18 protein-coding genes are annotated in these 23,593 nt (G+C 70.5%); 10 read left to right on the top strand and 8 right to left on the bottom strand.

What is annotated here, in order from left to right; all coding sequences use genetic code 11:
* Positions 1–77 precede the first annotated feature (77 nt).
* The gene (locus ACFWQG_RS18745) at positions 78–1,616 is read right to left on the bottom strand and encodes a YfcC family protein (RefSeq protein WP_378509146.1); all 1,539 of its coding nucleotides are present in this window, start codon (positions 1,614–1,616) and stop codon (positions 78–80) included.
* A gap of 147 nt (positions 1,617–1,763) precedes the next feature.
* Between ACFWQG_RS18745 and ACFWQG_RS18750 the strand changes: the two genes are divergently transcribed.
* From ACFWQG_RS18750 to ACFWQG_RS18765, 4 genes are all read left to right on the top strand, one after another.
* Positions 1,764–3,794, top strand: coding sequence for a CocE/NonD family hydrolase (locus tag ACFWQG_RS18750; RefSeq protein WP_378509147.1), 2,031 nt, complete (start codon positions 1,764–1,766; stop codon positions 3,792–3,794).
* A gap of 124 nt (positions 3,795–3,918) precedes the next feature.
* On the top strand, positions 3,919–4,698 hold the full coding sequence (gene trmB / locus ACFWQG_RS18755) for a tRNA (guanosine(46)-N7)-methyltransferase TrmB (RefSeq protein ID WP_378509184.1): 780 nt from the start codon (positions 3,919–3,921) through the stop codon (positions 4,696–4,698).
* Complete coding sequence (locus tag ACFWQG_RS18760; RefSeq protein WP_378509148.1) at positions 4,695–5,393, top strand: NYN domain-containing protein; 699 nt, start codon at positions 4,695–4,697, stop codon at positions 5,391–5,393. Before trmB ends, ACFWQG_RS18760 begins: the two co-directional genes overlap by 4 nt.
* Positions 5,393–8,344, top strand: coding sequence for an MMPL family transporter (locus ACFWQG_RS18765; RefSeq protein ID WP_378509149.1), 2,952 nt, complete (start codon positions 5,393–5,395; stop codon positions 8,342–8,344). The genes ACFWQG_RS18760 and ACFWQG_RS18765 overlap by 1 nt, the downstream gene beginning before the upstream one ends.
* 18 nt (positions 8,345–8,362) lie before the next feature.
* Here ACFWQG_RS18765 and ACFWQG_RS18770 read toward each other — a convergent pair whose 3' ends face one another.
* The 5 genes from ACFWQG_RS18770 to ACFWQG_RS18790 form a co-directional block, all read right to left on the bottom strand.
* The gene (locus ACFWQG_RS18770; protein WP_378509150.1) at positions 8,363–8,992 is read right to left on the bottom strand and encodes a DUF1707 domain-containing protein; all 630 of its coding nucleotides are present in this window, start codon (positions 8,990–8,992) and stop codon (positions 8,363–8,365) included.
* Positions 8,993–9,025: 33 nt separating this feature from the next.
* Complete coding sequence (locus ACFWQG_RS18775; RefSeq protein ID WP_378509151.1) at positions 9,026–10,855, bottom strand: DUF2339 domain-containing protein; 1,830 nt, start codon at positions 10,853–10,855, stop codon at positions 9,026–9,028.
* A 90-nt stretch (positions 10,856–10,945) separates the two neighbouring features.
* Positions 10,946–11,632 (bottom strand): response regulator, encoded by a 687-nt coding sequence (locus tag ACFWQG_RS18780; protein WP_378509152.1) that lies wholly within the window; start codon positions 11,630–11,632, stop codon positions 10,946–10,948.
* Complete coding sequence (gene macS, locus ACFWQG_RS18785) at positions 11,596–12,822, bottom strand: MacS family sensor histidine kinase (RefSeq protein ID WP_378509153.1); 1,227 nt, start codon at positions 12,820–12,822, stop codon at positions 11,596–11,598. The genes ACFWQG_RS18780 and macS overlap by 37 nt, the downstream gene beginning before the upstream one ends.
* Entirely contained in the window at positions 12,819–13,958 is a 1,140-nt protein-coding gene (locus ACFWQG_RS18790; RefSeq protein ID WP_378509154.1) for an AI-2E family transporter, read from the bottom strand. Before ACFWQG_RS18790 ends, macS begins: the two co-directional genes overlap by 4 nt.
* 171 nt (positions 13,959–14,129) lie before the next feature.
* On the opposite strand from ACFWQG_RS18790, the gene ACFWQG_RS18795 reads away from it, so the two are divergent.
* Positions 14,130–15,584 (top strand): adenylate/guanylate cyclase domain-containing protein, encoded by a 1,455-nt coding sequence (locus ACFWQG_RS18795; protein ID WP_378509185.1) that lies wholly within the window; start codon positions 14,130–14,132, stop codon positions 15,582–15,584.
* Between the two features lie 53 nt (positions 15,585–15,637).
* Positions 15,638–16,789: a YbhN family protein gene (locus tag ACFWQG_RS18800; RefSeq protein WP_378509155.1), complete on the top strand. Its 1,152-nt coding sequence runs from the start codon at positions 15,638–15,640 to the stop codon at positions 16,787–16,789.
* Positions 16,790–16,829: 40 nt separating this feature from the next.
* Here the strand turns inward: ACFWQG_RS18800 and ACFWQG_RS18805 are convergent, their stop codons facing one another.
* Entirely contained in the window at positions 16,830–17,519 is a 690-nt protein-coding gene (locus ACFWQG_RS18805; protein ID WP_378509156.1) for a FadR/GntR family transcriptional regulator, read from the bottom strand.
* 162 nt (positions 17,520–17,681) lie between these two features.
* On the opposite strand from ACFWQG_RS18805, the gene ACFWQG_RS18810 reads away from it, so the two are divergent.
* A complete protein-coding gene (locus ACFWQG_RS18810) occupies positions 17,682–19,244 on the top strand; it encodes a 2-isopropylmalate synthase (protein WP_378509157.1) in 1,563 nt (520 codons plus the stop codon).
* Positions 19,245–19,426: 182 nt separating this feature from the next.
* A complete protein-coding gene (locus tag ACFWQG_RS18815) occupies positions 19,427–19,978 on the top strand; it encodes a YceI family protein (protein WP_378509158.1) in 552 nt (183 codons plus the stop codon).
* A gap of 69 nt (positions 19,979–20,047) precedes the next feature.
* Here the strand turns inward: ACFWQG_RS18815 and ACFWQG_RS18820 are convergent, their stop codons facing one another.
* Entirely contained in the window at positions 20,048–21,574 is a 1,527-nt protein-coding gene (locus ACFWQG_RS18820) for an FAD-binding protein (protein ID WP_378509159.1), read from the bottom strand.
* A gap of 116 nt (positions 21,575–21,690) precedes the next feature.
* Between ACFWQG_RS18820 and ACFWQG_RS18825 the strand changes: the two genes are divergently transcribed.
* The gene (locus ACFWQG_RS18825) at positions 21,691–22,068 is read left to right on the top strand and encodes a DUF3054 domain-containing protein (protein WP_378509160.1); all 378 of its coding nucleotides are present in this window, start codon (positions 21,691–21,693) and stop codon (positions 22,066–22,068) included.
* Positions 22,069–22,122: 54 nt separating this feature from the next.
* Positions 22,123–23,592: a peptide MFS transporter gene (locus ACFWQG_RS18830; RefSeq protein ID WP_378509161.1), complete on the top strand. Its 1,470-nt coding sequence runs from the start codon at positions 22,123–22,125 to the stop codon at positions 23,590–23,592.
* The last annotated feature ends 1 nt before the right edge of the window (position 23,593 follow it).

The raw sequence follows: 23,593 nt of genomic DNA on the forward strand, positions 1-23,593 counted from the left end.
GCGCCCTCCCCCGGCGCGGGTCCATGATCGCAGCCCGACGCCGCACGCGGCGGCGATCGCTCGAATCGGCCGCCCGGTCAGGCCACCATCGCGCCGATCACGAGGAACCCGCAGATCAGGACCGCCAGGATCGCCAGCAGCGGCAGGATGAAACGGAGGTACCTGTTGTAGCCGACCTTCGCGAACGTCAAGCCGCCCATGATCACCGCGCTCGTCGGCACCCACAGGTTCATCCACCCATTCGACGCCGCCCACGCGGTCACGACCAGCGACCTCGGCACGTCCGCGAACGCCGCGAGCGGGGCCATGATGGGCATGACCAGGGTCGCGTGCCCGGACGTGCTGGGGATCAGGAAGGCCAGCGGCAGGTTGACGAGCCAGACCAGCACGACGAACACCCCGGACGTTGCGCCGCTGACCGCGCTCTCGAGCGAGTGCAGGACGGTGTCGGTGATCTTGGAGTTGTTCATGATGACGGTGATGCCGCGGGCGACGGCAACCACCAGGGCCGGGGCGATGAAGTCGCCCGCGCCCTGGATGAGCGTGGAGCTGACCTTCTGTTCCCCCATCCTGGCGACGCAGCCGACCACGATCGTCGCGACCAGGAACAGGGCCGCGAGCTGCGGGAACGACCACCCCAGCTCCCACCCGTACGGCTCCGCGTCGGGATTGCCGGTGAGCGCGCTCGACCACGGGATCACCGAGAAGATCATCAGCACGAACGTCGCGAGCAGCAGCCACAACACCACCTGCTGGGTCCGGGTCAGCGGCTCGACCTTCGCGGTCGCGGCCTGCTCGGCGATCTCCTTGTCCCCGGGAAGGAGCCCGACGAGGGAGCGCTCCGGGTCGCGGCGGACGCGGCGCGCGTACCGCATCACGTAGCCGATGGTGACGGTGGTGAGGACGATCAACATGACGACGCGGAGCACGATGCCGTCGCCGATCGAGACACCGGCGGCCGAGGAGGCGACGCCGATCGCGAACGGATTGACCGTCGAGCACAGCGTGCCGATCCCCGCACTGAGCAGGATCGCGGCGGCCGCGACCAGCCGATCGAAGCCGAGCGCCAGCATCAGCGGGACGATGAGCCCGAAGAAGCCGAGGGTTTCCTCCGCCCACCCCTCCACGGAGCCGAGCAGCGCGAACAGCGCCATGATCCCGACGACCATCAGCCCACCCCGGTCGCGCAGCCGGTGCGCGAGCCTGCCGATGCCGCGATCGAGGGCGCCGGTCGCGAACACCACCGTGATGAAGGCACCGATGGCGAGGACGAAGAAGAAGACCCCGACGCTGCCGTACAGGTCGCCGGTGTTGTCGGCCGCGACCTGCCCGGTCTCGGTGTCCTGGATGCCGTAGAGGCCGTTGACCGGCGACATCAGCAGGTCGCCGAGCCTGCCCCAGAAGTCGAGCGGCGGGTCGATCCGCTGATAGGACCCGGCGATCGGGTTCCCGTCCGGATCGCGCTGGTACTGCCCGCTCGGCACGACGAAGGCGATCAGCCACACCACGACCGCGACCAGCGCCAATACCGTCAGCGCGGAGGGGAAGGACCGCTGCCGCGCCTCGGTCCCGGTGTTCTCCTGGCCCGCCGCGTCTTCCGAATTCGACTGTGCCATCGCAGGACCCGTCCCTGTTGATGTGAGGTCGTCCCAGTAAAGCCGACGCCAGCGCCGCGCGCCCGCCGAGTGCGTCTCGGCGGGCGCGGACCTCCCCGCCGTGAGACGGTGGAGCCCGCAGAGTGTTCCCGTCGAGGAGGCGTGCCCATGTCGACCCCGATTCCGGCACCACGTCCGCACCATCCGGTCCGCGTCGAGCGCACTGCGTGGATCCCGATGCGGGACGGGGTGCGCCTGTCGGCACGCATCTGGTTTCCGGCGGACGTCACCGACCCGCAGCCCGCCGTGATGGAGTACATCCCCTACCGCAAGAACGACGGCACCGCCGCCCGCGACGTGAGCCTGCACGCCGCGTTCGCACAGGCAGGCTACGTCGCACTGCGGGTGGACAACCGGGGTAGCGGGGACTCGGAGGGCATCATGCTCGACGAGTACCACGCCACCGAACTCGACGACGCGGTGCAGATCCTGGAATGGCTTGCCGCGCAACCGTGGTGCGACGGGAACGTCGCGATGCTCGGCAAGTCGTGGGGCGGATTCAACGGACTGCAGGTCGCGGCGCTGGGCCCGCCGCAGCTCAAGGCCATCGTGACGGTGTGCTCCACCGACGACCGGTACGCCGACGACGTGCACTATCTGGGCGGGTCGCTGCTGGCGTCCGAGGCGCTGCCGTGGGCGTCGACCATGCTCTGCTACAACGCCCGCCCGCCGGACCCGGACGTGGTCGGGGACCGCTGGCGGGACGAGTGGTTCACCCGGATGGAGCAGACGCCGTCGTTCATCGGCACCTGGCTCACGCATCAGCGCAGGGACGCGTACTGGAAGCACGGCTCGGTGATCGAGAATCCGGGGGCGATCACCGCCGCCGTGCTGTCAATCAGCGGCTGGGCCGACCCCTACCGCGGCGCGGTGCTGCGCCTACTCGAGGAGCTCTCGTCACCGGTGAAGGGCCTGATCGGACCCTGGGCGCACACCTACCCGCATCAGGCGTCCCCCGGGCCGGCGATGGACTTCATCGGCGAATGCCTGCGCTGGTTCGACTGCCACCTGCGCGGCAGCGACGACGCGGCCACCCGGCTGCCCGCGCTGCGCGCCTGGATCCCGGACCCGGTCCCGCTCGGCAGCGACGAGGGCGAGCGGCCGGGGCGCTGGGTGACCGAGCCGGTCTGGCCGCCCGAGGGGCGGGCGCCGCACGAGTGCGCGCTCGCCGGCCGCGGCCTGCACCTGTCGGGCGTCGCGCCCGAACCCGGTGGCGCGGTCACCCGGCTGCGGTCCCCGCTGGCGATCGGCTCGGCGGCGGGCAACGTGCTGCAGTTCGGCGACCTCGCGGGCAGGCCCGGCGACCAGGCCGCCGACGACGGACGCTCGCACACCTTCGACTCGCCGCCGCTGACCGAGCGGCTCGAGATCCTCGGGCGGTCCGAGGTGGAGCTGTCGGTCTCGGCGGACCGACCGCAGGCGCAGCTGGCGGTGCGACTGTGCGAGGTGACCCCCGACGGCACGTCCCGGCTGGTGACGGCGGGCCTGCTCAATCTGACGCACCGGTCGGGTCACGAGCATCCCGAGCCCCTCGAGCCGGGGCGGGTGTACCGGGTGACGGTCCCGGTGTTCGCGACCGGTCACGCGTTCGGGGTCGGCAGCCGGGTCCGGGTCAGCGTCTCGGCCTCGTTCTGGCCGTGGGCGTGGCCGTCCCCGGAGCCGGTGACGGTGACCGTTGCCCCGGACCCGGGGGTGCTGCGGCTGCCGATCCGGCCGGTCGACGCGGCGCCGGACGGCGAACCGACCGCTCCGCCGCCACCGGACCCGCCCAGCTCGCTGGACGTCGTCGACGTGCCAGCAACCCGAACAATCAGCTGGGATCCGGTGACCCGCACACAGGTCGTCGAGATGACGTTCTCGGACGGCACCACCACCGACCGGGCCGACGGGCTGACCCGCACCGAAACCGAACTGAACCGCTTCCGCCTCCGGGAGGGCGATCCGACGGCAACCGTGGTCGAGTGCGAACGGTCGGACGCGATCGGCCGGGGCGACTGGAGCACGAAGGTGGCGACCTACAGCCGGATGACGTGCACGGCGACCGACTACTTCGTTGCCGACCGGCTGGTCGCGTACGAGAACGGTGTCGAAGTGTTCACAAAGAGTTGGTACACGACGGTGCCGAGGGACCAGTCGTAGCCGGGAACAAAGTCACAGGTCATGGCAATTTCTGTGGTCGAAGCGACGGTCGCGGCACCACCTCGGCGGTCCCGCGCCACGGTGCCGCCGACCCCGAAACCCTCAACCCATCCTTGAGGGCCTGCTGCAGGAAACGGCCTCCATGCGTGACAATGGTCCGGTGAATGACGCCGAACCCCGGGTGGAGGGTGCCGCCGACCGCGGCTCCCGCCTGTATCCCCGGGTGACCAGTTTCCGCTCCCGCCGCGGCTCCCTCACGGACCCCCAGCAACAGTGCTGGGACCGGACATGGCCGACGATCGGCGCCGATGTCTCGGACTCCCCCCTCGATCTCGACGGGTGGTTCGGCAGGCACGCGCCGACCGTCATCGAGATCGGCTGCGGAACCGGCACCGCCACCACCGCGATGGCGAAGGCCGAACCCGAGACCAACCTGCTGGCCGTTGAGGTGTACCGGCCGGGACTCGCCCAACTCCTGCAGTCGATCGAACGCGACGGCATCACCAACATCCGCGTCCTGCGCGGTGACGCGATGGACGTGCTGGAGAACATGCTGGCACCGCAGTCGCTGATCGGCGCCCGGGTCTTCTTCCCCGACCCGTGGCCGAAGGCCCGCCACCACAAGCGCAGGCTGCTGCAGCCGCCGACGTTCGCGCTGCTCGCGGACCGACTCGCGCCCGGCGGCCTGCTGCACGTGGCCACCGACCACGCCGACTATGCAGAATGGATAGCCGAGACAGGCGACGCCGAACCGCGGTTGACCCGACTCGACTGGGACGAGCTGGCCAGCGGCGTGATCGACTCCCCGATGACCCACGAACGTCCGGTCACGAAGTTCGAGGACAAGGCACACCGCGTCGGCCGTCCGATCACGGAGATGATCTGGGGAAAGGTCAACGGATGAGCGTCAGCGAACGATTACCTGAGTCGGTCGGGGCCCTCGACGAGACCGGTCGGGAACCCCGACCACCACGCCGGGTACTGCTGGTCTGGGACGCGCCGAACCTCGATATGGGGCTCGGCGCAATTCTGGGTGGCCGCCCCACCGCCGCGTACCGGCCCCGGTTCGACGCGCTCGGACGCTGGCTGCTCGGCCGGACCGCCGAACTGGCCGGAACGAGCCCGGTGCGGCTCGAGCCGGAGGCGACGGTGTTCACGAATATCGCGCCCGGCAGCGCCGACGTCGTGCGACCCTGGGTCGAGGCACTGCGGAACGTCGGTTTCGCGGTGTTCGCGAAACCGAAGATCGACGACGACAGCGACGTCGACGCCGACATGCTCGACCACATCGCGCTGCGCGCCCGCGATGGCGGGCTGGCCGGTGTCATGGTCGCGTCCGCCGACGGGCAGGCGTTCCGGGTTCCGCTCGAGGGCATCGCAGCAAGCGGTGTTCCCGTGCAGGTGCTCGGTTTCCGTGAGCATGCCAGCTGGGCGGTGTCCTCGGAGATCCTCGAGTTCGTCGATCTCGAGGACATACCCGGTGTGTTCCGCGAGCCGCTGCCCCGAGTCAGCCTGGACTCGCTGCCCGACGAGGGTGCCTGGCTGCAGCCGTTCCGTCCCCTGTCCGCCCTGCTCCTCGGACGTCAAGGAGTGCAATAGTGTTCGCTACCTGGGGTCGTCTCGTCTACCACCTCCGATTCTCGGTGATCGGGGTGATGGTCGCGCTGATGCTCGGCCTCGGCGCGTACGGCCTCGGCGTAGACAAGCACGTCAGTCAGAGCGGTCTCTTCGACCCCGACTCGGACTCCGTTGCTGCGGCCGAACTCGCCGACGGCACCTTCGGCCGCGACACCACCGCGGACGTGGTGCTCCTCTATACGGCGCCCGAGGGCAAGACCGTCGACGACCCGACGTTCGCGGCGAAGATCACCAAGAACCTCGAAGAGGTGGTCACGAACAATCCGGACCAGATCCTCAAGCTCAACGGCAGCTACTGGTCCACCAAGCTCGCGCAGCTGGCCGATGCCACCAAGGAGCACGCGGTCGCCAGCGTCGCGATCGCCGGTGCCAACGACACCGAGGTCGCGGCGAACTTCCGCGAGGTCCGGGACCAGTTCTATATCGACGGCATCGACGTGCAACTGGCCGGATTGCAGCCGGTCAGCGGCACGATCAACGACACGATGGCGAACGACCTCAAGCGGATGGAGATCCTCGCGATCCCCGCGGTCGGTGTGCTGCTGTTCTTCATCTTCGGCGGCATCGTCGCCGCCGCGCTGCCGCTGATCGTCGGCGGCCTGACGATCATCGCCGCGAACGGCGTGGTGAAGCTGTTCACCCAGTTCACCGAGGTGAACGCATTCGTCCTTTCCGTCGTCTCGCTGATCGGTCTCGGCCTGGCGATCGACTACGGCCTGTTCATGGTGAGCCGGTTCCGTGAGGAATTGGCCGAGGGCTACAACACCGGGGACGCGGTCCGCCGCACCGTGATGACCGCGGGCCGCACCGTCGTGTTCTCCGCGACGATGATCGTCGCGAGCCTCGGCGGCCTGATGCTGTTCCCACAGGGCTTCCTCAAGTCGATGGCATACGGTGCCATATCCGCAGTGCTGCTAGCCGCCCTGATCTCGGTGACGGTGCTGCCCGCGATCCTCGGCATTCTCGGTCGGCGGGTCGACGCGCTCGGCCTGAAATTCATGCGCAAGACCAAGACCGCCGAGGAGATTGAGAACAGCTACTGGGGCCGGACCACCCAGTGGGTGATGAAGAACCCGCTCAAGGTCGCGATCCCGATCGTGGTCGGCCTGCTGCTGCTGACCATCCCGATCTCCAACGTCAAACTCGGTGGCATCAACGAGACCTATCTACCGCCCGACAACCCGACCCGGGTCGCGCAGGAACAGTTCGACGAGCTGTTCCCGAACAACCGCACCGAGCCGATCAAGCTGGTGATCGAGGGCGCGCAGGGCGCGCAGCTGACCCAGATCGTCAAGGAGGCCAGCGAGGCGCCCGGCCTGGTCGAGAAGTTCACGATCAATAACCCGACCAAGGACGGCGTCACCGTCTTCAAGGCGGGCCTCGTCGACCGGAACGACGCGGAAGCGACCGTCGACCACCTGCGATCGATGGACGTTCCCGACGGGGTGACGGTGCTGGTCGGCGGCACCCCGGTGCTTGAGCACGACTCGATCGCCGCGCTGCTCGACAACCTGCCGCTGATGGTGATCACGGTCCTCCTGCTGACCACACTGCTGATGTTCCTGGCGTTCGGATCGCTGGTGCTGCCGATCAAGGCCGTGCTGATGACCGCGCTGGGTCTCGGCGCCACCCTCGGCATCCTGACCTGGATCTTCATCGACGGGCACGGCGCCGGGCTGATGAACTTCACTCCGGGCCCGATCATGGCGCCGGTACTGGTGCTGATCATGGCGATCATCTACGGCCTGTCCACCGACTACGAGGTGTTCCTACTGTCCCGGATGGTGGAGGCCCGCGCGCAGGGCGCCAGCACCACCGAGGCCGTCCGCGTCGGCACCGCGCACACCGGCCGCCTCATCACCGCCGCCGCACTGATCCTGATCGTCGTCACCGGCGCGTTCGCGTTCTCCGAACTGGTGATGATGAAGTACATCGCCTACGGCATGATCGCCGCGCTGATCATCGACGCCACCCTGATCCGGATGGGCCTGGTGCCCGCGGTGATGAAGCTGCTCGGCGACGACTGCTGGTGGGCGCCGGCCTGGATGAAGCGCATCCAGGAGCGCCTCGGCCTCGGCGAGCCGGTCCTCGACGACGAGCGGATGCCCGACGACGTCCCCGAGATCGAGGCGGTCGGCGTCCCAGCGCCGCAACCGGCGACCGGTGCCCGCCGACGGACCACGCCGCTGACCCGCGAGGCGGTCGAGCGGGTGCTGCCGCCGCGGACCGCCGCCGCGTCCCGGATCGCGGCGACCGCGGAGCCGCTGGTCGGCGAGCCGATGACCGAGCCGATTCCCCAGGTACGGCCGCAGCCCAAGCCGGGTCCCGGCCCGGCAGCGCCCGCTCCCGGCCCGGCAGCGCCCGGTCCGGCGCCGCAGGCCCGCGATGCCCGTCCGGCACCGCCGCAACCGGCACCGCGGCCTACCGCACCGGCGCCTCGGCCCACACCCACGCCGCCGCCCACCTCGACGGATCGACCGATCGAGAGTTGGCTGTCGAGCCTGCGGACGCCGACGGCCGCCCCCGCCGCGGGTGGGGCGCCCGGATCGGCGGCGGCGAACGGCGCGACGCCCGCCCCCCAGGCGCGCCCGACGCCGCCTGCTCCCGCGCCCACCCCGCCCCCGGCACCCGCGCCGCGGCCCGCCGCGGCACCACGACCCGTCGAGGCACCGCGCCCGCCTGCCCCGCGACCGGCCGAGGCACCGCGTCCCGCGCCAGCGGCTCCTGCCCCGGCGACGGCGCCGTGGCCTGCCCCCGCACCCGCGCCGACCCCGACCCCGCCGCCGAGCGCGACATCGGACCCGGCGCCGTCCGCGGCGGGTGACGACGCGAACGCGGGCAGGCATCGGCGCACCGACGGGACGCCGACCGTCAGCGTCCGGGAACTGCTCGCCAGGCAGCGTCGGGACTGACGGCGCCGCCAAACGCGCTCAGCCGAGCAGGCGCTTGAGGCCGGTGCCGAACGGGTTCTTCGCGGTGACCGACCCAAACCGGACCCGACCGCGGACAACGAGGTGCAGCGGCCCGAACTGCGGGCCGCTGCGCACCTTGTTGGTTGCGCTGCCGCCGACCGTGTCGACGCCGTTGAGGTCGACGGTCGCCTCGACCGGAACGATCAGGTTGATCGACCCGCAGAAGCCGTCGACGGTCACGTCCACCACCTGCGACTGCATCACCGCCGACGTGAAATCAAGGGTGACGTCGGACAGCCAGTTCTCGACCCTCAGCGTCGGGGGCACATGCCAGACGCCCTTCCTGGTGACGCTCGACATCTTCGCGCGGATCACGTTCTGCGGCGGGATGACCTGCGGCGCGGCGGCGGCGTAGGCGGGCGCGGCCGGGGCGGTGGGCGCGGCCGCGGGTTCCTCCCCCACCGCGCGGATGCCCGGCAGGTCGTAGAGCACCGCGTTCAGCTCCCCGCGGGTGCGGGCGGCGAGCGCGGTGTCCATCCGCTCGCTGAACTCGCCGAGGGACAGCATCCCCTGCCCCACCGCCCGCTGGAGCAGTTGCCCCACGTACTCGCGTTCCGCATCCGACACCCGCAGATCCCTGGCCTCCATACCGGACAGGATATGCACCGCCCCCGGTGCCCGTCAGGACCCGGGCCGAGGTCCGGTCGCGAACGCGCGTGCGTACCGGGCGCCCGCCGCCAACAGCAGCAGTCCGACACCGATGAACGCGAGCACCCGGAACACCCCGTCGAGGGTCGCGAGGTCGAAGAGGAACAGCTTGGTCAGCGCCGCACCGGCGAGGGCGAGCCCGGAACCGAGCGCCAGGTGGGCGCGATCCGGACGGGTCAGGCCCCAACGCAGCAGGGCCGACGCCAGCACCATCCAGGCCACCGTCGCGGCGCACTGGCCCGCAACGAAGCCCGGGTCGGTGCCGAGGATCGCGACCGCGCCGGTCGCCACGACGGCCGTGCCCGCGTACACGATCACCACACCGCACCCGATCCACGCGGCGTCCACCCGGTCACCGCCGAGCAGGCCGAGAGATCGGGCGGTGACCGTCAGCAGGACCGCGACCACCGACAGCAACACTCCCGCGACGAGCACCGGGAACGAGCTGGTCACGCCGTCCGCGCTCACCAGCGCGGTGAGCGGCAGCTCGGCGTGGAACTGCGCCGCGCCGAGGATCCCGAACCCCGCCGCCGCGGCGAACGCGATCCGGGATCCGGCACGACCGGCGATCGTGACCAGGCCGAGCGCCAACACCAACAGCGTCACCGGCAACGCATCGTCCGGCGTTGCACCGACACTCGCCTGCAGCGTCGCCGCCGCCGCCACCGCAGCAATGGCTGCGCGGGTGTGGCCGGGCAGTCGGGGCGCGGCAACGAGGAGGGCGAGCAGTGCGGCGGCGAGGGAGCACTGCACAGCCACCTCGGGCCAGCGTGCCAGCACCCCACCGGACAACAACAGCGGAACCGTCGACGTCGCCAGCATCGCGGTCGCGGTCCCGTCACCGGCGCGGCGGCGGACCATCGACAGTGCCGTGCCGACACCGACAACGGCGACCGCCACGGCAAGCGCAACGAGCGTCGACGCGGCAACCCCGCCGTGCTGGCCGATCGGATCGGAGCCGACGGCAGCGGCGGCGAACGCGGCGAGGAGGGCGAATACCACCGGAAGGGTGCGCGCCGCATGCAGATACGGCCAGTCCCTGCCGAGTTGCGGAACGAAACCGGCGATCTGCACCAGCAGCAGGAAGGCGAGCAGTGTCGGCGTCACACCGTCCGCGAGGACCGGCGCAAGGACCGCCACCGCCAGCACGACGAGCGCCGCCATCGGCTGCGAATCCCACCGCGTCGCAATGACCATGCCGCCGCAGGCGATCACCGCCGCCACCGCGAGGCCCATCGCGGGCGGCAGCCACCCGTAGTACGACGTCGCGGCGACGACGTCCAGGAATCCGCCCGCGATGCCGGTGCCGACCGCCGCGACCGCGCCGACCCGGCCGCCGCGGCGACCGGACATCCGCAGACCCGCCGCGATCAACGCCGCGGAGAACACCCCACCCGCCACCACCCGCGCGGCCGGCCCGAAATACCCGGCATGCGCGGCGAGCACCAGCAGCATCACGACACCGATCACGGTGACCGCGCCGCCCGCGACCGCCAGCACCCGACTCACCAGTCCGTCACGCTGCCACCAGGGTTCCCGCGCGGGCGCGGGTTGCGCTGCCGGCACTGCTGGCAGTGGCGGCGCCGAGTGCCACGCATGCGGGTACCCCGGCGGATGCGGGTACACCGGTTGCGCTGGTGCGGCCGGAGGCACCTGCCCCGCCGCGCCCCACGCATCCACCTGCGCCCTGAACCGGGCCAGGTCCGCTGCGACCTCGTGCATCCGCTGCCCGAGCGTGGCAAGCTCGCCGGGCAACCGACCCATCAACTGCGGATCGATCTGGGAACCACCGTCATTGACCATGATCCGAGCATCGTCGCGTCGGCACGCCATGCGCATGAGTAGTTCCCCCCGGCCCGGCCGGGGGTTTTCCTGATGCACCCGGCGGTGCGCTCAGTCCAGTCCCCGCTCGATGGCATACCTGGTCAATTCGACCCGGTTCGCCAGCTGCAGTTTCCGGAGGGTGGCCTGAACGTGGTTCTCCACCGTCCGGTGACTCAACGAGAGCCGGGTGGCGATCTGCTTGGCGCTCAACCCCTTCGCCACCAGCCGCAGGACCTCGGTCTCCCGGTCGGTCAGCCGGGGGACGCCGGAATCGGGTCCGGCGGCGTGCGCGCTCGCCATGCGTCGATACTCCCCCAACACCAGGCCAGCCAGCCCCGGCGTGAACACGGCCTGCCCGGCCGCGGTTGCCTCGACGGCCGCGACCAATTCGGCAACGGACGCGCTCTTGACCAGGTAGCCGACGGCACCGGCCTTGACCGCATCGAGCACGTCCGCCCGCTCCGCCGACGCGGAGAGCACCAGCACCCGCGACGCGGGCGAGACCGTCAGCACCGCCGCCGTCGCCTCGGCCCCGTTGCCGTCAGGCAACTGCATGTCCATCAGCACAACCGCGGGCCGGACCGCCCCGGCGCGGGTGCGCGCGGCGTCCACCCCGTCCGCGGTGGCGACCACCTCGAACCCATGCTCGGCCAGGTCCCGCGCGACCCCGTCCCGCCAGATCGGGTGATCGTCGACCACCATCACCGTCACCGACTCCGTCACGCCAGCCCCTCCTTGCTCACCCGGATCTCCCATTCGACGCCCTCCCCCTCCGCGGTGTCCAGCGTGGCGGTCCCGCCAAGCGCAGCCACCCGGCCCCGGATCGACCGGGACACCCCCATCCGGCCCTCCGACGCCGCCACCTCGAGTCTCCCCGGCGCGATCCCGACACCGTCGTCCCGCACCGACACGATCACCTCGACACCCAGATCTTCCAGCAGGACATACGCTTTCGCGCTCGCGCCGGCGTGCAGCTCCACATTCGACAGTGCGGTCCGCACCACCGCCGCCACCTCCTCCGCCCGCCGACGCGGCATCACCACCGGCTCGGCGGGCGCCGACACCGACACGGCGGTGCTGGATTCGACGCGCAGCAGCGCGCGCAGGTCCACCTCTGCGGTATCGCCCGCGAGGGACGGTGCCGCCTGCTCCGAGATCAGCTCCCGCAACGCCACCTCCTGCTCACCGGCCAGGGTCGCTAATTCCGCTGCCGGACCACCGATTTCACTTCCCCGGCGGCGCACATACGCGAGCACCTGCAGCACCCCGTCGTGCACCTCCCGACCGAGCCGCTCCCGTTCCTCGGTCGCCGCGGCAAGATGGGCGGCCCGCTCCAGTTGCGCCTGCGCCCGCCGCGCCGTGTTCGCCGCCATCCCGACCGCCAGCCCCACCGACACCAGCACCGGGGCCGTCGCGTCCCGCGCCAGATCCAGGTCGAATCGTCCGCTGACCACCGCATCCGTCACCGCAACGAGCAACCCCGCGACCACCCCGACCACCGGGCCACGCAGGATCGCCGCCGAGATCACCGCATTCGTCGCCCACAGCGTCGTCGGAAGGGTCTGATGGGTGGAGTACCAGCCCGGGTCCGCCACCAGCCGCGTCGCCCCCATCACCGCGAGCACCACCACGAGATCCGCGATCACCCAGCCGCGCCGCGCGCCCGTGTCCCGCGACAGCGCGACCGCCGCCACCCCCGACCAGACAGCCATCGACGCGACCAGCACCCAGCTGAGGGTCGGGCGGGTGTACTCGGCGACCGCGGTCAGCTGATAGCCGACCGCGTATGCCAGCGTCGCCAGCCGGAACACCTGCGCCGCCCGCCACAGTGGAGCCGTCGGTCGGCTCCGCTCCGCTGCGCGCCCGGGTGGAGCCGTCGGTCGGCTCCGCTCCGCTGCGCGCCCGGGTGGAGCCGTCGGTCGGCTCTGCCCCGTCGGTCGGCTCACGGCTGCGGGTCCGGGCTGGCCGGGAACAGCGGCAGCGCCGGATCGTCGACATCCACCTCACCGGGAACCTCGATCGGGTCCCGCGCCAGCAGGGACCGGATCGCGGTGTTGAGAACGGCAACGATCGGGACGGCGAGCAGGCCCCCGACAATGCCCGCCAGCACGATGCCGGTGGTGATGGCCAGCACCACCGCCACCGGATGCAGCCGCACCGCCCGACCGAGCAGCAGCGGCTGCAGCACGTGGCCCTCAAGCTGCATGATGCCGATGATGATGCCGAGCGTGATCAGGGCCGTCACCAGCCCCTTGGTGACGAGGGCGACGAGCACCGCGACGAAGCCGGTGACGAAGGCACCGACGATCGGGATGAACGCGCCGATGAACACCAGTGACGCGAGCGGCAGCGCCAGCGGGACACCGAGGATCGCGAGTCCGGCGCCGATCCCGATGGCGTCGGCCGCCGCAACGACAACGGTCGCGCGAACGTACCCGACGAGCGAACCGAATCCCTGGCTCCCGGCGAGCCGGACCCGCGCCCGTGACCCCGTCGGCACGAGCCGGGTGACGAACTCCCAGATCTGGGCGCCGCCGTAGAGGAAGAAGACGAGCGTAAACAGCGTCAGCGCGGCACCGGTAAACAGTTCGCCGATCACCCGGCCGGTCGCGACGGCGCCGCTGGTGACGGCCTCCCGGTTGTCCTGGATCGTCTCGACGATCGAGTCGCCTGCGCGGCGGATCTGGTCCTCGGAGAAGTGGAAGGGGCCGACGGTGAGCCAGTCCTGAATCTGATGAACGGACGCGGTGAACTGGTCGGTCAGCTCGGGTAGCCCGACCACGAACTGCTCGACGACGAAGGTCATGATGCCCGCGACGATGCCGATCGCGGCGACCAGCACCACAACGACCGCCGCCCCGCGCGGCACTCCCTTGCCGTGCATCCAGTCGACCACGGGATGCAGTAGCGCGGCCGCGAGCAGCGCCAACGCGACCGGGATGACGACGGTGTCGAGTTTCGCGACGATCCAGGCGAGCGCGAGGACCCCGGCGAACAGCACCAGCAGCCGCCACGTCCACTCGGTGGCGGCGCGCAGCAGCGGGGGCACCGGGACGGCCCGCTCCGGGTCGTTCGAGGTCACCTCGGCGAGCCTACGGCGCACCGCCCCGATTCGCGGGACGAGCCGCGCGACGCGACGCGGTGGGCCCTCCGACTCTGCTGCGGTGCGGGCATCACCGCTAAATTGGTCGCTGTGCTGGCATCTTCCTATCGAGCGGTCGCGCTGACCATGCGCAGTCGTTGGCCGCTCTACATGGGGTCAATGATTCTGGCCAACTTCATCGGCGCGGTTCTGGTGCTGGCCTTCATCCGGTACGGGCTGCCGATCAGCGAATCGCAGGAGATTCTCGACGACCGGGTCCGCAATGTCGTCATTTTCGGGATCTACCTGGCGCTGGCCGGCGTGGTCAGCCTCGGCGCCGCGGCAATGATGCTGCGATCGGTGATCCGCTGGCAACTGCGCGGCGGGCCACCGACCCGCACCGAGCAGATGGCTGCGCTGCACGCTCCGCTGCGCCAGGCGATCGTGCACCTGATCCTGTGGATCATCGGCGGCGTCCTGTTCGTGATCCTCACCGTCGCGGAGATGCCGGAGCTCGCGGTCGCGGTGATCGTCACCGTGTGCATGGCCGCGACCACCACGTTCGGGTTCACCTACATGCTCGGCGAACGGATCCTGCGACCGGTCGCGGCGCGCGCGCTGTCCGAGGGCCGCTTCGACCGCACCCTCGCGCCCGGTGTCGGCACCCGGATGGCGATGACCTGGGGACTGGGCACGCTGATGCCGGTCATCGGGATCATCCTGCTGTGCGCGACACAGCTGAGCACCAATCTGCAGTTCTCGACGAACTCGCTGGCGATCGCGGTGCTGCTGCTGTCGGGCATGACGATTACGACGGCGTTCGTCCTGTCGATGCTGACCGCGAGCCAGGTGTCCGATCCGATCCGGCAGCTGCGGCGCGCGATCGAACGGGTGCAGCGCGGCGCGACCGGCGTGCAGGTCGAGGTGTTCGACGGCTCGGAAATCGGCAGGCTGCAGGTCGGGTTCAACCGGATGATGCAGGAATCGGCGGAACGCCGGGTGCTGCGGGAGCTGTTCGGTCAGCATGTCGGCGAGGACGTGGCCCGGCGGGCCCTGCAATTCGGCACCGAACTCGGCGGCGAGACCCGGTTCGTCGCGGTGCTGTTCGTGGACATGGTCGGCTCCACCGGGGCCGCGGCGGAACGCCCACCTGGCGAGGTCGTCAGCCTGCTCAACGAGTTCTTCCGCGTCGTCGTCGACGTCGTCGACCAGCACAACGGCTTCGTCAACAAGTTCATGGGCGACGCGGCGCTGGCGATCTTCGGGGCTCCGCTGGACCGGCCCGACGCGCCGACCGCTGCCCTCGCCGCCGCGCGGGAGCTCCGGTTCGCCCTGTCCGGCATCACCGGACTCGACATCGGCATCGGGGTGTCCGCCGGACTGGCGGTCGCTGGCAACATCGGCGCGTCGGAGCGGTTCGAGTACACGGTGATCGGCGATCCGGTCAACGAGGCGTCGCGGCTGACCGAGCTGGCGAAGATCCATCCCAGCCGGGTACTGGCGTCGACGAGTGCCCTGTACTTCGCCGACGAGGAGGAACAGTCCGAGTGGGAGCTCGGCGATCAGGTGCAGTTACGGGGCCGCAATCGCGTCACCCACCTCGCGTCGCCGGTGCAGTACCCATAACCGCAGGTTCGGCGATCCGCGGCGATCCGGCACCGATTGGCTACCCTGACTGGGTGGTAACGCCGCAGCCCGACCCGAGTGGGGGTGTCCCCCGCATCAGGGAGGCGCCTCCAACCGCGCGTGCCCGCGGACGCTTCTGGTGGGTGAAGTGGGTGGCGGGAGTCGCGGTCGTGGCCCTCCTCGTCGGTGAGGGCGTCTACCTGTGGCCCCGGCTGCACGACTCCTGGCTTGCGCTGACGGAGATCCACTGGGGTTGGCTCGCGGCGTGCGTCGTCGCGCAGGCCATCTCGCTCAGCGGCTACGGCCGGGTGCAGAAACAGCTGCTGCACGCGGGCGGGGTCGACGTCGACCAACGCACGTCGGTCTCGGTCGTGTACGCGGCGACGGCGATGGCGGTCACGCTGCCCGCCGGGCAGGTGTTCTCCACCGCCTTCACCTACCGCGAGACCCGCCGCTGGGGCGCGAACCCCGTCGTCGCGTCGTGGCAGCTGGCGATTTCCGGGGTGATCGCCGGCATCGGCCTCGCGCTGATCGGGCTCGGCGGTGCGCTGCTCGTCGGCGGCTCCGTCAGCCCGGTGACGCTGGTGCTGTCCGTTGTCGGCCTGGTCGCGCTGGTCGTCGCGATCCGCTACGCGTCCGCGCATCCCGGCGCGATCGAGAAGGCGGCGACCTGGGTGCTGGTGCGGGTCAACCGGCTGCGATCGAAGCCGGCGAGCACCGGTCTGCGCACCGTCCGGGAGACCCTTACCCAGCTCGAGTCGGTGCGGCTCGGCAAGCGGGACGGGGCGATCACCGCTGGCTGGTCGGCGGTGCACCGGGTCGCCGACGTCGCCTGCCTCGGTCTCGCCTGCCTGGCGATCGGGGCGGACCCGACACTGTCCGGGGTGCTGATCGCGTTCGCGGCGGGCAAGGCGGTGGCGACGATCCCGCTGGCGCCGGGCGGCCTGGTGTTCGTGGACGCCACCCTGATCGCGACCCTGACGACCGCGGCGCGGATCAGCGCATCGGAGGCGGTCGCGGCGGCCTTCGTCTACCGCGGCGTTAGCTTCATCCTGGTCGCGATCGTCGGCTGGATCGTGTTCGCGTTCCTGTTCCGCGGCCACCAGCACGAGGACCTGGAGTTCGACGTCGAACTCGAACGCCGCGAACAGCGCGAGCGCCGACGCTCCTCCCCCGACGACGGCCCGCCAGCCCAACCCGGGTGAAGGGCACATGCACCTGGTCTGACGGGGCAAAAGGTGCCCTTCACCCTGGGTTGTGGACGGCGGTAAGCATGGCGTCGAGGTGTGCGCGGGCGGACGCGACCGCGGCCTCGGGGTCGCCGGCCACGATGGCGTCGACGATCGCGCGGTGATCGTCCGCGTCCGGTCCGGGGTCGTTGGCGCGGGTCCCGAGCAGTGTGACCATGTCGACCATCGCCTCGGTCAGTCGGGGAACGAAGGTCTCGAACAGTTCGGTCAGCACCGTGTTGTGGGCGGCGGTGACGACGGCACGATGGACCTCGATGTCGGCCTCAACGAAGGCGCGGTCGCCGAGCGGGAATGCCTCGGCACGGCGGGCGAGCGTCCCGCGCAGCGCGGCCACGTCGTCGGGGGTGGCGCGGGTCGCCGCGAGGCGGGCGGCCTCGACCTCGAGCGCATTGCGGACCTCGACCACCTCGGCGATGGCCCGGCCCCGCAGCACCGCCTCCCAGGTGACCAGGGGTGTGGTGCGTTCGACGTACACGCCCGCGCCCTGCCTGGCCCGGAGCAACCCCTGCCCGGAGAGCATCCGGAGGGCCTCGCGGATGGTGGAGCGCCCGACTCCGAGTTCGGCGGCGAGCGTGGTTTCCCCTGGCAGTTTCGCGCCGACCTCCCATTCCTGGTCGGAGATCCGGCGCAATAGTTGGGCGGCGGCCTGGTCGGCGAGCAGGTTACGGCGCAGCGGCGCGGTCACGAACGACTCCTCGGGTTGTCAGACAAGCTCTGTGCGTCTAGCGTACCGCCCGTGGCCGTTCGTGGACTGCTCCTCGTCCGCCGCGGCGGGGTCTGACCGGACCGGCTCCCCGCCGCGGGGTTCGATCGTGCCGGTCGCCCGATCCGACCCCGGAGCACCGCCATGAACTGGAATCGCCAGACCCTCTCCGCGATGCCGTCGCATCGCTACCGTCCGCACACCGACCGCGTGACCGTCACCCTCCCCGAACGGAACTGGCCCGCAGGGCAACTCACCGCAGCGCCGCTGTGGGTTCCGGTCGACCTGCGGGACGGCAACCAGGCACTCGCCGAGCAGGATCTCGTTCCCGACGACGTCACGATCGTGGTGTTCACCGCCGCCCGTACCGACCTCATCGCCCGCACCTACGAATCGGTGCGCGGACTACCGAACATGGTGCTGCACATGTACACCGCAACGGCACCGACCTGGCGCGAGGTCGTCCTCGGCCACGACCGAGGATCACTGCACCGGCTGATCGTCGCCGCGGCCAGCGAGGTTGCCCGCGGCGCCGACGCGCGACCCGGCGTGCGGTTCGAGTTCTCTCCGGAGGTGTTCAACCTGACCGAGCCGGACTTTGTGCTGCAGGTCTGCGACAGCCTGACCGAGCTGTGGGACGCCTGCCCGGATCGGCCGGTGATCCACAACCTCCCTGCGACCGTGGAGATCTCGACACCGAATGTATTCGCCGACCAGATCGAGTACATGCATCGCCATCTCGCCCGTCGGGAGTCGGTGATCCTGTCGGTGCACCCCCACAACGACCGCGGCACCGGCGTCGCCTGCGCCGAACTCGCGGTGCTCGCGGGAGCGCAACGGGTGGAGGGCTGCCTGTTCGGGAACGGTGAGCGCACCGGGAACGTCGATCTGGTCACGCTCGCCCTGAACCTGCACGCGCAGGGCGTCAACCCGATGATCGACCTCTCCGACATCGACGCGGTCCGACGAACAGTGGAGTACTGCACTGGAATCGGCGTTCATCCTCGACACCCCTACGGCGGCGACCTGGTGTACACCGCCTTCTCCGGGACGCACCAGGACGCGATCCGAAAGGGGGTCGCACACCACCGCGCGGCGGCGGCGACTGCCGGCGTCGACCCGGACGCGGCCCCGTGGGATGTGCCGTACCTGCCGATCGACCCACACGACGTGGGTCGCGACTACCAGGCGGTGATCCGGGTCAACAGCCAGTCCGGCAAGGGTGGTGTCGCGCACCTGCTGCAGGAACACTACGGCGTCGACCTGCCTCGCGGACTGCAGATTGACTTCGCGCGGCGGGTGCAGCACGCCACCGACGGCAGCGGTACCGAGATGACCGCCGCGCAACTCTGGCAACTGTTGCGGGACAACTACTCCCGGAGCGGGGATCTGCACTGGTGGGCGGTGGAGCATATCGAGGGCGGCGACGCGCTGCGCATCCGCGCGACGATCGACGGCCGGGACGTCGTCGGCGACGCCACCGCGTCCGGCCCGGTCGACGCGATGACCCGAATCCTCGCCGAGCACGGCACCGAGGTCGAGATCCTGACACTGACGCAGCAGTCGGTGGGCTCCGGACGCGACGCGGAGGCGGTGACGTTCGCCCACTGCCGGGTCGGCGACCGGGCCACGTGGGGCGTCGGCCTGGCCCACTCGGTGACGGCGTCGAGCCTGCGCGCCGTCCTGGCCGCGGTCGCCCGCGCCTGAGCCAACCCACCCCAGGGTGAAGGGCACCTCCGACCGGTCAGACCGGGCGAGGGTGCCCTTCACCCGGCACCTCACGACACCGAGTGTGACGGACCTCACATCAGGTTGCGGGAAGCATTCGCCCGATGGCACCGTTGACCCTGCCAGTGCTTGAACATTCAACTACTCGCCTAGGAGCTCCCATGACCACCGCCATCGCCCTGCCGACCCTCACCGCAGGCACCTGGGCCATCGACCCGGCCCACTCGACCGTCGGATTCAGCGTCCGGCACCTGATGGTCAGCAAGGTCCGCGGCACGTTCAACGACTTCACCGGCGCGATCACCGTCGCCGAGGACGGCACCCCCGCCGTCACGGCCGAGATCCAGGTCGCCTCGATCGACACCAAGAACGACCAGCGCGACGGCCACATCAAGTCCGCCGACTTCTTCGACGCCGAGCAGTTCCCGACCGCGACCTTCACCTCCACCGCGGTCCGCGCGGACGGCGACGACTACGTCCTGGTCGGCGACTTCACCCTGCGCGGCGTCACCAACCAGGTGGAACTGAAGCTGGAGTTCGGTGGCGTGAACCCGGGCATGGGCAACGGCCCGGTCGCCGGCTTCGAGGCCAGCACCGTACTCAACCGCAAGGACTTCGGCATCACCATCGACATGCCGCTCGAGGGCGGCGGCGCCGTCGTCGGCGACAAGATCACCATCACCCTGGAGATCGAGGCGGGCCTTCAGGCCTGATCGCCCCACGCACTCGCGCCCGGCGCTGCTCGTATCCCCCCTCCGAGCTGCGCCGGGCGCGTCCACGTCTCAGTCGCGCCCGATCATGTCCCGCACGGCCAGATGACTGAACACCATGCTCGCGCCGATCGGGTTGCCGCCGCCCGGGTAGACGGTGCCGCTCGCCGGGGCCATCGTGTTGCCCGCCGCATACAGGCCTGCGATGACCGTGCCCGACGCGTCGAGCACCCGCGCGGCGGTGTCGGTGACCAGCCCGCCCTTCGTGCCGAGGTCCGAGATCCCGAACGCGGCGGCGTGGAAGGGCCCCTTCTCGATCGGCACCAACGGTGACTGCCCGCCGGAGAACGATCGGTCGTACGGTTCGTCGCCGCGGCCGAAGTCCGCGTCCACACCGGTCGCGGCGAACTCGTTGAACCGCCGCACCGTCCCGGTCAGGGCGTCGGCGGGAACACCGATCAGGTCGGCGAGGTCCTCGAGGGTGTCCGCGGTCTTCCACAGGCCCGCGGCGACGTAGTCCTCGGTCGCGGAGACCGGGACGTTCGCGGCCTTCACCGGCGGCACGGCGCCCTCGCGGTCGTCGTAGATCATCCAGAACGGCAGCGGCACAGCGCTGTCGATGATGTCCCTGCCGAGCCGGTCGTACGGCGCGGACTCGTTGACGAAGCGCCTGCCGGACGCGTCGACGAAGATGCCGCCGGTGAACCAGAGCGCGAACGCGGACCGGCCGTTGGGGTGGGTCAGGCCCGGTGACCACCACGCCTGGTCCATCAGTCGGGTGTCGGCGCCCGCGGCGATGCCTGCCCGGTGCGCCTTGCCGAGATTGCCCCACGGGCCCATCGTGTCGCGGGCCTCGCCGGGGACGCCGTACCTGTCGCGCAGTTCCTGGTTCTGCTCGAAGCCGCCCGCCGCGAGCAGGACACCGCGGCGGGCCCGGATCGCGCGCCGTTCCCCGTCGTGGGCGACGATCGCGCCGACCACCGCGCCGTCCTCGACGACGAGGTCCTCGAGCGCGGTGCCGCGGTGCAGGCGGGCGTTCGGCATGTCCTGCATCGCCCAGAGGAAGCGACCGACGAGCGCCCGCCCGCCGACGAGGTAGTCCCCGGCCGGCTCGTCGGCCCAGTCCCGACCGAGCGGGCCGCGGACCGCGTCGGCAAGGTCGCCGAGCTTCACCGCCCGCACCGGCTTGGGGACGATGTGCCGCCCACCCGCGCGGGCCTTCGGGGCCTTGCCGAAGTAGTCGGGCCACGGCAGCACCTGAAAGACGAGATGCTCGTCGGTCTCGAGGTAGTCGATCAGCGGGGCACCGGATCGGACGTACGTCTCCTGCAGGTCGGTGGGGCTGGTGTCGCCGACGACGGCGTGGAAGTAGGTGAGGGCGTCGTCGATCGTGTCGTCGTCGCCGGCCCGCCGCAGGACGGCGTTGCACGGGAACCACATTCCGCCGCCACCCGAGTACGCGGTGGTACCGCCGAAGTACTCGGTTGCCTCGATCAGGAGGGTGTCGAGGCCCTCCCGCGCGGCGGTGTAGGCGCCGGTCACGCCGCCGGCACCGGATCCGACCACCAGCACGTCACACTCGTCGTTCCACTGCGTCATCGCCCGTTGCCTCCCCATGATCGTGTTGTCGTCGAAGTATCGGCCGTCGCGACGCCCCGCGTCGGCCAAATCGGTTAACGGATTGCGCGGGCTCGGGCCCGCCTACCCTGGATGCCGTGAAGAAGGTGCTGCCGGTCCTGCTCGTCGACATCGTCCTGGTGATCGTGTTCTGCGCGATCGGCAGGCGCAGCCACGACGAGGCGAACGCGCTGGCCGGGTTGCTGACGACGGCGTGGCCGTTCCTCGGCGGCCTCGCGCTCGGTTGGATCGCGAACGAGGCGCTGTACCGGACCAAGTCGGTCCCGGTCTCCGTAGTTCCCGCCGGAATCGTGATCTGGGTGTGCACCCTCGTCGGCGGCATGCTGCTGCGGGTGGTGTCCGGGCAGGGCACCGCGTTCTCCTTCATCCTGGTCGCGGCGACCTCGCTGGCGATCTTCCTGCTCGGCTGGCGCGCACTGTACGCACTGGTCGCGCCGCGAATCGCGCGCCGCTAACAAGTTGGCGTCGTCGGCGCGCGGACCACCGACCCACGTGCCAGAGTTTCTCTCATGAGCGAACTCGTGTCGCCGCCCCGCGACCCGCGGTCCGACCGCGGGTTCTTCGGCCAGCCGTTCGCGCTGGCCAACCTGTTCTCGGTGGAACTGTGGGAACGGTTCTCCTTCTACGGGATGCAGGGCATCCTGCTCTACTACCTGTACTACTCCACCGCCGACGGGGGACTCGGCATCTCGGAGGCATCGGCGGTCTCGATCGTCGGTGCGTACGGCGGAACCGTCTACCTGTCGACGATCCTCGGCGCCTGGATCGCGGACCGGGTGCTCGGCGCGGAGCGGACGCTGTTCTATAGCGCGGTGCTGGTGATGCTCGGGCACATCGCGCTGGCGCTCATCCCCGGGCTGGCGGGGGTCGGCGTCGGCCTGGTGCTGATCGCGGTCGGCAGCGGCGGGCTCAAGGCGAACGCCACCTCCCTCGTCGGGGATCTGTACGAGGAGGGCGACGAGCGCCGCGACGCCGGGTTCTCGCTGTATTACATGGGCATCAACATCGGCGGGTTCCTCGGCCCCCTCCTCACCGGGTGGGCGGAGGACAACTGGGGATTCCACGTCGGATTCGGGCTGGCCGCGGTCGGCATGGCCCTCGGGCTCATCCAGTACACGCTGGGACGCAAGCGGCTCGGGACCATCGGTGCGGCCCCGACGAATCCGCTGCCCGGATCGGTGCTGTGGAAGTACGCCGTCGGTGCCGGCGCCGCGGTCGTCGTGGTGATCGCCCTCGCGCTGGCCGGGGTGATCACGGCGGGCAACCTGTCCGACATGGTGGTTGCGCTGACCGTCGTCGCGGCGATCGGCTACTTCGCGGTGATCCTCTCCAGCCGCGCCATCACCAGCACCGAACGCAGCCGGGTCGTTGCGTTCATCCCGATGTTTCTCGCCAGCGCCGCGTTCTGGTCGCTGTTTCAGCAGCAGTTCACCGTCGTCCCGATTTACGCCGAGAAGTTCCTCGACCGCAACCTGTTCGGCTGGGACTTCCCGCCGTCGTGGGTGCAGTCGATCAACCCGGTGTTCATCATCGTCTTTTCCGGTGTGTTCGCCGCGATGTGGACGAAACTCGGTCCGCGGCAACCCTCGTCGCCGTTGAAGTTCGCGGCGGGCACCGCGATCATGGGGCTGGCGTTCCTGGCGTTCCTGCCGTTCTCCGGGGGCGCCGCAAACAGCACGCCTCTGCTGGGCTTGGTGTTCATCCTGCTGCTGTTCACGTTCGCGGAACTGTTCCTGTCCCCGGTCGGGCTGTCCCTGTCCACGAAGTTGGCGCCACGGGCGTTCCACACCCAGATGGTGGCCCTGTTCTTCCTGTCGTTGGCGCTCGGCTCGTCGATGGCGGGCACTCTGGCCAAGCACTACGACACGACGAATCAGGCGCCGTACTTCCTGTGGATCGGGCTCGGGTCGATCGCGGTCGGGGTGCTCATGGTCGTGCTGTCACCGTGGATCAGCCGAATGATGCGCGGCGTCCACTGAC

It is taken from the genome of Rhodococcus sp. NPDC058532, assembly GCF_042719255.1.
GTDB lineage: Bacteria > Actinomycetota > Actinomycetes > Mycobacteriales > Mycobacteriaceae > Rhodococcus_G.